This window comes from Pseudomonas sp. p21, assembly GCF_001642705.1.
GTDB lineage: Bacteria > Pseudomonadota > Gammaproteobacteria > Pseudomonadales > Pseudomonadaceae > Aquipseudomonas.
Genome location: NZ_LWBV01000003.1, coordinates 886428 through 895415 on the forward strand (window position 1 = coordinate 886428; position 8988 = coordinate 895415).

Annotated in this window: 7 protein-coding genes and 1 pseudogene; all 8 read right to left on the bottom strand. The window is 63.1% G+C overall.

Going from position 1 to position 8988, the window contains the following annotated elements:
• Positions 1-176 precede the first annotated feature (176 nt).
• Positions 177-463, bottom strand: a pseudogene (locus A4C63_RS13430) (type II toxin-antitoxin system RelE/ParE family toxin).
• 518 nt (positions 464-981) lie between these two features.
• The gene (locus tag A4C63_RS13440; protein ID WP_063913050.1) at positions 982-1878 is read right to left on the bottom strand and encodes a LysR family transcriptional regulator; all 897 of its coding nucleotides are present in this window, start codon (positions 1876-1878) and stop codon (positions 982-984) included.
• A 173-nt stretch (positions 1879-2051) separates the two neighbouring features.
• On the bottom strand, positions 2052-4088 hold the full coding sequence (locus A4C63_RS13445) for a pyridoxamine 5'-phosphate oxidase family protein (protein WP_063913051.1): 2037 nt from the start codon (positions 4086-4088) through the stop codon (positions 2052-2054).
• Between the two features lie 27 nt (positions 4089-4115).
• Positions 4116-4745, bottom strand: a complete 630-nt coding sequence (locus A4C63_RS13450; RefSeq protein WP_063913052.1) for a glutathione S-transferase family protein — start codon at positions 4743-4745, stop codon at positions 4116-4118.
• A gap of 245 nt (positions 4746-4990) precedes the next feature.
• On the bottom strand, positions 4991-5542 hold the full coding sequence (locus A4C63_RS13455) for a UPF0149 family protein (protein ID WP_063913053.1): 552 nt from the start codon (positions 5540-5542) through the stop codon (positions 4991-4993).
• Positions 5543-5632: 90 nt separating this feature from the next.
• On the bottom strand, positions 5633-6622 hold the full coding sequence (locus tag A4C63_RS13460; protein ID WP_063913054.1) for an asparaginase: 990 nt from the start codon (positions 6620-6622) through the stop codon (positions 5633-5635).
• Entirely contained in the window at positions 6619-7773 is a 1155-nt protein-coding gene (locus A4C63_RS13465) for a hypothetical protein (RefSeq protein WP_063913055.1), read from the bottom strand. The genes A4C63_RS13460 and A4C63_RS13465 overlap by 4 nt, the downstream gene beginning before the upstream one ends.
• Positions 7774-7783: 10 nt before the next feature.
• Positions 7784-8680: a nitrilase family protein gene (locus A4C63_RS13470; RefSeq protein ID WP_063913056.1), complete on the bottom strand. Its 897-nt coding sequence runs from the start codon at positions 8678-8680 to the stop codon at positions 7784-7786.
• Positions 8681-8988: the final 308 nt, after the last annotated feature.

The following is an 8988-nucleotide window of genomic DNA, read 5'->3' on the forward strand; positions in this document are numbered from 1 at the left end:
ACTCTGGGCTGATGCAAAACCTGTGGGAGCGGGTTTACCCGCGAACACCGGCGCAGCCGGTGCCATGCACCGCGTCGTATTCTTCGCGGGCACGCCCGCTCCCACAGGTACAGCGCTAGCTTATGGGCTGCGCTGTACCCTGAGATTGCAGCCTTGGAACCGCCAGATCCTGAAGTCTATTCGAGCCGCTCGGCAGCCTTCTTGTATGCCTGGTCCCGTTCGCGACGATAAACAGCGACGACAAAAACCACGATCTCTTGGTCAATGACCTGATAAACCAGTCGATACCCGCTGCTGCGCAGCTTTATCTTGTGGCAGCCAGGCAGCGAGTGAAGGCGATTTGCCTCGATTCGAGGGTTCAGCAGAACTTCCGCCAGTTTCTTCTTGAACTGCTGACCACCGTATCGCCCAGCTTCTTCCACTCTTTCAATGCACGTGCATCGAAGTCGAGGCTATAGGTCATCCAACCGGCCTTACCCAGGATGTCTGCCTATCGTGGAGTACCCCACCGCAATGGCGGTCCTCAGTGTTAGGCAGAATGGCTCAATCAAATGGAAGAACAAGCTGCTGTTCATCAGCGAGGCCTTGTCTGGCGAGAGGATAGGCCTGAAGGAGGTGGAAGATGATGCTTGGGATGTGTTCTTGTGTGACCATCTCCTGGGGAGGCTTGAACGGGGTGCAAACCGCGTCCAAGCCTCAAATGTGTAAACCATGTCCCCGGTTTACGATGTAAAGGATGTCTCCGGTCGTACAGGCACAAGGCCGCTCCCACAGGGGATCGCGTAGCTCGGGAGATTTTGGAACGGCAGTGGTCGAGCAGGTTCGACCGCCTTGGGCGGCCAAATACGAATTGAGAGGCCTCGCCCACGCCGACAAGGGGGTGCGGCACCACAAGGTGCCGGGACTGGACATGCCAGTCTACGTGGTCGTGGGCGAGGCCAGTTCTGAAGATAGCTCAGGGTAGAGCTACCGTCCACGACTTCAATCCAGCTGCTGGGCCCGCAAATCCTGCGCCAGCATGTCAATGAAGGCCCTGACCTTGGACGAGCCGTACTTGCTCTCCCGGTGCAATACATGAATCGGCCACGGCGCCTCTTCGTACTCGGCCAGGATCACCTGCAACTGCCCGCAGGCCAGTTCATCCGCCACTTGGTACGACAGCAGACGGGCAATCCCCAGTCCGCCACTGGCAGCGGCGATTGCCCCGTCATTGCTGGTCACCATCAGCCGGGGCTTCATGCGCACCAGGGTCGGCTCATCGGTCACCCCAAAGCGCCAGCCGGCCCGCGGCGACAGATTGGTGGTGCCGATCACCACATGCCCCGCCAGGTCAGACGGGTGCTTCGGCACGCCATGGCGCGCCAGGTAGTCGGGGGATGCACACAACATGCGCCGCACCCTGCCCACCCGCAGCGCTTTCAGGCCGGAGTCTGGCAAGGGGCCGATGCGTACGGCCACATCCATACCCTCCTCGACCATGTTCACTATGCGGTCGAGGAAGTAGGCGGAAACGTCAACCTCGGGGTACTGCTGCAGGTAGCGGACGATGCACGGCATGACGTACTTCTTGCCGAACAGGATCGGCGCGGTGACGGCCAGGTCGCCTTTGGGGGTGGCGTTGATGCCGGCAGCCGCTTCGTTGGCCTCGTGGATGCTGGCGAGGATAAGCCGGGTGTCTTCCAGGTAGCGGCCACCCGCTTCGGTCAGGCGCACGCTGCGGGTGGTGCGCAGCACCAACTTGACCCCGAGCTGCTCTTCCAGAGCGCTGACGGCACGGGTGATTGCGGCTGGGGAAATGTCCAGGCGGCGTGCAGCGGCGGCGAAGCTTTCCAGTTCGCCTACGGCGACGAACACCTTCATCAGGTGGATCTGGTCCATGCGAGCTCCTGGGATTGTGAGGTGCCGGGATTATCTTTCATCTGGGCATTTTGTGTTGCCAATACCAGCCCTTTCGCGGGCTTGCCCGCTCCCACAGGTTATTCACTGCTCCTGAGGGCAGTGGAGTACCTGTGGGAACGGGCAAGCCCGCGAAAGGGCCGGGACGGGCTACCTTATAGATCCAGCACCAACGCCTGCGTCCCCTCCTCCGACCGGGCCGGCACGGCACAGCAGATCAATACCGAACCCGCCTCCGGCAGTTCGGCCGGCGGGTTCGGGTAATGCACCTGGCCACTGACCAAGCGGGTCTTGCAGGTACCGCACGACCCGCCCCGGCAACTGAACTCCGGCGCCAGCCCACGCGCCTCGGCCAACTCCAGCAGCGTCCCGCTACCGGGCGCCCAGCGCGCCTCCTTCGCCGAAGCCGCAAAGTACACCGGCACCGGCTCGCTGGCAGCGGGCGGCTGTTGCAGTGTGGGTTGATCATCGTCGGTGTGCCGCCGGAGCGTCGACGGGCCAAAGGCTTCGGCATGGATCCGCGCATCAGGCACATGCACCCCGCGCAGTCCTTCATACAGGTCCTGGGTAAAACTGCCCGGGCCGCACAGGTAGAAATCGTAGTCGTCCAGCGCCAGCGTCGCCTTGACCTGCTCGATACCCAGCCGACCGGCAAACTCGTAATCACGCCCCGCCAGCGCATGCGCTTCCGGCTGGCTAAGGGCGCGGTGCACCTGCAGCAGGCCACCGGCCTGTTGTCGCAAGCTCGCCAACTCCTCACGGAACGGCAGGTCGGCCAAGCTGCGCGCACCATGGAACAGATGAATGCGCCGTGCCCGCCCCTTGCTCAACTGCTCGCGCAGCATAGCCAGTAACGGCGTGATACCCACGCCCGCGCCGATCAGCACCAGCGGCCGTGTGCTCTGCTGGTCCAGCGTGAAGCTGCCCATCGGCGGGCGCACGTTCAGCACATCGCCTGCCACGACGTGCTCATGCAGGTGCCGCGAAGCCGGGCCCTGGGCTTTGACGCTGATGCGCAGGTAGCCATCGGAAGGCGCGCTGGACAGGCTGTAGGTGCGGATCAGTGCCGCCTCGCCGTCGAGCTGGATCTGCACCGGAACATGTTGCCCTGGCGCAAAGGCCGTCGCACTGCCAGCAGGTGGCTCAAGGTAGAACGAGCGGATGTCACGGCTCTCCTGCTCCACCCGCTGCACACGCCAGGCCTGCCATTGGCGCTGTCGCTGGCGTTGCTGCAGGCGCGCGTCGGCCTCGGCCCAGGTGCCGGTCATCAGGCTGGTCGGCGCGTACTCCTTGAAGGCCCAGCGCAGGGAAACGGCAGCCGGGCGCCACACCACCTGCTCGACCTCCAGCGTCCACAAGCGCTCAGCACCTTCGAACGCCTGAATGGCGGGGCTATCCAGCAGCACCTCGGCTTGCCCGTAAAGCTGCAGCACGTTGCCGTTGCTGAAATCGATGAACAGCAACCCTGCTTGCGGGTTCACCAACAAGTTGCCCAAGGTGTTGAAGTGCAGGTTGCCAGCATAGTCGGGAATGGTCAGTCGGTTACCTTCAACCTTGACGAACCCGGGCCGCCCACCACGGTGGGAGGCATCCACCGAGCGCTGGCCGTCGCTGTGCTCGACATAGCTGGCGACAAAGAAGGTGTCGGCTGCCTGGATCATGCGGGCAGCCGTGGCATCCAGCGTTGTCGCATCGACACGCCCTTGGGCGGGTTCTACAACGCGGGTGTAGTCACGCAACTGGATATACTGCGGGCAGTTGCCGAACGACTGTTCCACAGTCACCTGCAGTTGCCCATCGCCGGCCTTGCGGATCTGCCCGTTGAGGCGGTTGCGCCGGCGGGTGTGCAGTTCGATACCCAGCAGGCCGACCGCCTGCCCGTCTGCCAGCCCCGGGGTGGCAGGATCGTCCGCAGGCAGCTGAGTGTTGATCGTCAGTTGGCGCGGATCCGGCGAACTGACGAAGCCTTCCGGCCCTTCCAGCAGCGTTGCCCAAGGCCGGCCCAGATCGTCCACGCTGGCGGCGACCATGAACGGCAACTGGTGATAGAAAATACGATGCTGGTCGGGCATGTAGTCACGAATGACCTTCTGCCCGAACGCCTCCATGCGCTCCGCGACACCGGCCTTTTCCTGCAGGGTTTTCTCCCCCGCATGCCAGGGCGAGGGGCGGTGGTCCGGGTTCTGTTGCATGGCGGCGTTCCTCGCGGTGGCGGGATGTCAGGCGCTGGTCTGCAGCCCGATCACGGTGCGTGGCATGGGCACGAAGCCCGGCAGCGCCTCGATCCGCGCCAGCCAGCTGCGTACGTTGGCATAGGGCTCCAGCGACACATTGCCCTCCGGTGCGTGGGCGATGTACGAGTAGTTGGCGATATCGGCGATGGTGGGTGTGCTACCGACCAGGAAAGGCGTTTTGGCCAGCTCGGCGTCGATCACCTTGAGCAGGGTGTGGGCGCGGGCAATGACCTCGTCGGTGTTGAACGAGGCGCCGAATACAGTCACCAGGCGCGCGGCGGCAGGGCCGAAGGCCAGCGGGCCGGCAGCGACCGACAGCCAGCGCTGCACGCGGGCGGCGGCGGCGGGCTCCTCGGGGAGCCAGGTGCCGTTGTCGTACTTCTTGGCCAGGTACACCAGGATGGCGTTGGAATCGGCGATCACCGTACCGTTGTCATCGATGACCGGGACCTGGCCGAACGGGTTGAGGGCCAGGAAGTCCGGCTGCTTGTGCGCACCTTTGGCGAGGTCGACGAACACCAGCTCGGTGGGCAGGTTCAGCAGCGAGAGCATCAGCTCGATGCGGTGGGCATGGCCGGACTTGGGGAAGTTGTAAAGCTTGATCGGGTTCGACATGGGCTTGGCTCCTGGTCAGCGCCGGGGTGGGCTGATGGAGCACATGCTGCACCGGTTCGGCTGGCAGCAGAATCCGTGTGGCGGGGAAACCATAATTTCGCTTGGCGGAATAATCGCCGAGCCTGTCCGGGCCCCATCGCCGGCAAGCCAGCTCCCACAGGTACTGCAAAACCGTGAGGCCTTAGATTTCCGGTGAGAGCTGGCTTGCCGCCGATGGGGCCGGTAGCATCAATGCAGATGCAAGATCAGTGCAGTTTGTTGAAATACCGGAACAACCCACGCGCAGCCTCGACCACCTGCGGCACGCAAGCCTGGATATCCTCTTCGCTCATCTGATCCAGCAGCTCGAAGTTGTCCTCCAGCCCATGCAGCGAAATGGCCTTGAGCAGTTGATCCTGCTCTAGCGGCAGCTCGGCCCAACCTGCGACCTGGGTGCCGCGCATGTAGCCGAAGCACCATTCCTCCATCACGATCACCGTGCCTGCCTCGTCTTCGTTTTCCTCGAACAACGGCTCGAAGTGATCGACGTTGTCACCCAACTCCTCCGCCACCTGGCTGGCATAGCGCAGCATCAACGCCGTATAAGCCTCTTCATGCGCCGGCTTCTTGAACTTCGGCACCTTGCCACCGGCCACCGCGGGCAGCCACTGCTCCGGGGTGACGGTGGATGGCGAGCTGGCCAATGCAGTGAAAAAGCCATTGAGCTCGGCCAGGTTGAGTACCGAGTAGTCATTGCCGTAGGTGATCAGCAGGTCTTCAAGGCGGTCGAGTTCTTTTTCGCTGAGTGCGGGGAGCATGGGTGAAAGTCCTGGGAAGCAAAAGTGTGTGCACCCTAGCACAGAACAGCCCAAGGGCTGCCCGCGCTTACAGGTACGCGAGCAGATTGCTTAACGTGGCAACCAGCAATGCAGCTGCTGCTGCCTGCCCGTGCCGATCAACAGCCACAACAGGATGCGGCACTTGCGCGGACACAATTGCCCCGCCATGTGTACCCCTTTGCTCTGCAAATCGATCTCGGCACCGGCAAAACCGTAGGATGCCGAGGCTGTGGGACCACTGCCTGTGCGGGTGGCAACAATCACTGGGAAGGTGGGCGCGAGATAGCCCAGCACTTCGGACCAGCTACCGGAAACGTGACCAGCACCAAAGCCAGCGATGACCAGTCCCTCGTAGCCCAGTACCGCCATGGCATTGAGCAACGCCGTATCCGCATCCAGGCACGCTTCCAGCAGTGCAACCCGATGCTCGGTGCGATGCGGTAACGGCAGCACCTCTCGCGGGCCAGGCGGTTGACGATATGCCACAACACCCTCCACAACATCGCCCAGCGGTCCGCAGCCGGGCGATTCGAATGCAGCCATCGCCAGGCTGGCCGTCTTGCGAACCCTCGCGGCACAGTGGACCTGATCATTCATCAGCACCAGAACGCCGCGCCCACGGCTGCTCGGGGCCAGTGCAACCTGCGCCGCAGCCAGCAAATTGGCCGGGCCGTCGTTGCCCGGCTGGCTGGCCGCGCGCATGGCACCGGTCATCACCAATGGCGCATCGAACGGCCATAGCAGATCGAGGAAATACGCCGTTTCCTCAAGACTGTCGGTACCCTGGGTCAGTACCACCGCGTGCGCTCCGCGCTCCACCTCACCCCGAGCCCAGGCCAGCACCTCGAGCAGCGCAGCAAAGCCCAGCGAGGCACTGGGGAGCAGGCCCAGAGTGGCAGTTTCAAGATGGGCCATTTCGCGCAGTTGTGGCAACTTGGCCAGTTGTCCATTGCAGTCAAGCTTGGGCATCACCCCGCATCCGCTGGCACTTGCCTCCATGCTCACCGTGCCACCCAGGCCAGCGATCGACAGCTTGGGCAGGTTTGCATGCGCTTTCATACGCCACCTCCCGCAAGCACCCCGACCAGCGGCACGATCCCCAGTGTGCTGATGGCCATCGACACCACATTACCGATGTAGCCATGCATGTAAGCCGGCAAGCGCTGAGTGATGGCCACTGCCAAAGGTGGAGCTACCAGCGCGCCCAGCACTGCACTGGCTACGACCACTTGCCAGCCTCCACCGTGGGTAAGCACAGCGGCAGGGACGATCGAGACGATGGGAATGTAAGTGGGGTACCACCCTCGCGCCTGCCACTGGCGACGCCAGAACACGACCCCAACCAGTGACGCCAGCGCCTGCCCGGCAACCATCGGTATCAGCAGCAGCGAACCGTAGGCCGGTGCAGCGGGGGCCAGCATGTAAGCCAGGAACACCCCCAGCAGTAGCCCGAGGCTGGCCAGTTCATTACCGAAGAATGGCGCTTCGCTGAAATCGGCCAGCACACGCCGCAGGGTCCAGACCACGCCGTAATCGGGTTGGGCCGCAACGGGTTCGGGCGCGGCGGGCTTGTGGCTGGGCCGCACCCATGATGGAAAGCGCCAGCACAGCATGAACGCCACGACGCTCGCCAGCGCCATGCCACTTACGTTGCCGACTACCACCGGCAACTGCAACGGGTAGCACAGGTAGTTGACCATCAACAGGCTGGCTGGCGTTACCAGCAGTGCCCCCAGCAGTGCGCCGCTGATCGTCACCTGCCAACCCGCGCCAAATAGCAGCACCATGGCCGCTGGCAACGATACGAAAGCGACGAAAGTCGGTTGCCAGGTGCCACTGGCCAAGGTCCATCCCCACAACGCGTGACTGAGCAGCAAGCCCAGCAGCGAACTGGTGAATACCCATGGCCATAATCCGCTGCCGTAGCAGATGGCAAAGCCCTGCCAGCGATACCCATGCACATGGGCCCAGTGCGCCAGACAAGCCCCCAGTAGCAAGCCCAGCGCGGGCAACTCATGCTTGTAGAAGGCTACTTCGCTGATATCACCGACTATCCAGCGCAGGCGGCTTAACGGCTGATCGAGCGTCGCTGCCAGTTGCGTGTAGTCCGGCCATTGGCCCTGGACGAGGCTGGCAGCCAGCAGCACCAGCAGGCAGGCGAGGATCAACACCGACGAACGCTGCCGGTTGGGGAAGAGTAGGGTTTTCATGTGCGACTCCTCAGCGCGGCATCGGTGCATGCAGGCGATAGCCAAGGGTTGCATCATAGAGATCGGTACGCCGGTCTCGCGGCAGGTCGTTGAGGCTGTTCCAGATCGGTGCCGAGCGTGCGCTGCTGAGGTCGACATCGGCGTAGAGAATGCCCTCCTCCTCTGCACTGGCCACCTCGCCAATTGGCCAGCCATTGGTACCGGCAATCAGCGAACAGCCCAGGAAGCGCCCTCCCCGCTCGCTGCCTATGCGGTTGGCGGCAGCGATGTAGACGTTGTTGACGTGTGCCGCCGTCATGGTCAGGTAGGAAGCCATGCAGCGCCCGGCTTCATCGAACAGCGGCGGTGGTGTCCATACCCAGTTGTTCAGGCTGCAGATGATGTCGGCGCCTTGTGCGGTCATCAGCCGCGGCACCTCCGGGAACCAGATATCCCAGCAGATCAGCAGACCGATACGGCCGATCGGCGTCTCGAACACGGGGAAGCCTAGGTTGCCAGGGGTGAACCAGAGCTTTTCCTGGTTCCACAGGTGAGCCTTGCGGTAATGCCCGAGCAAGCCTTGCGGACCGAACAGTACGGCACTGTCGTAGAGTTTCAGCCCCTCGCGTTCGACAAAACCCGCAGCCAGATATACCTGGTACTCCCTGGCGAAATCCGCCCAGGCTTTCAGGCTGCGCCCCTCCTCCAGCGTTTCGGCGTGGGCATAGGCCTCCGCACGCGAGTGGAACGTGTAGCCGGTATTGGCCAACTCGGGTAGTACGATCAGGTTGGCGCCTTCACGCGCCGCGCACCGGGCCAATGCCAGGCCCTTGCTCAGGTTGCCATCGCAATGCTCGAGCCCGACCTGTGGGTCGTACTGGATGACGGCGATGCGTACGGGGCTGACGGGGGTGCAATGTTCGGACATGGCGACTTCCTTCTTATGGTTGTTTTGGAAGGGCGCCAGTAAAGCGGGGTTGGGCTGGGGAGTGGCAGTCGGGGTATTCCTGCAAGCTTGTAGGAATAGGGGATGGGTGTGACAGGAAGGGCCTTACACGCCGCAGAGGTCAATGCGATCAGGGTGGGAGCGGCCTTGTGTCGCGAAAGGGCCGCAGAGCGGCCCCCGGATTTCAGCGACATGGCAAAAATTGCCGGGGCTGCTTTGCAGCCCTCTCGCGACACAAGGCCGCTCCCACAGGCGCCATACCTGTAGGGGGCCTCAGGCCTTACACCGCC

Coding starts and splice junctions, on each gene's coding strand:
- A4C63_RS13445 (WP_063913051.1), bottom strand. CDS start 4,088: ATGCAACAGAACCCGGACCACCGCCCCTCGCCCTGGCATGCGGGGGAG.
- A4C63_RS13450 (WP_063913052.1), bottom strand. CDS start 4,745: ATGTCGAACCCGATCAAGCTTTACAACTTCCCCAAGTCCGGCCATGCC.
- A4C63_RS13455 (WP_063913053.1), bottom strand. CDS start 5,542: ATGCTCCCCGCACTCAGCGAAAAAGAACTCGACCGCCTTGAAGACCTG.
- A4C63_RS13465 (WP_063913055.1), bottom strand. CDS start 7,773: ATGAAAACCCTACTCTTCCCCAACCGGCAGCGTTCGTCGGTGTTGATC.
- A4C63_RS13440 (WP_063913050.1), bottom strand. CDS start 1,878: ATGGACCAGATCCACCTGATGAAGGTGTTCGTCGCCGTAGGCGAACTG.
- A4C63_RS13470 (WP_063913056.1), bottom strand. CDS start 8,680: ATGTCCGAACATTGCACCCCCGTCAGCCCCGTACGCATCGCCGTCATC.
- A4C63_RS13460 (WP_063913054.1), bottom strand. CDS start 6,622: ATGAAAGCGCATGCAAACCTGCCCAAGCTGTCGATCGCTGGCCTGGGT.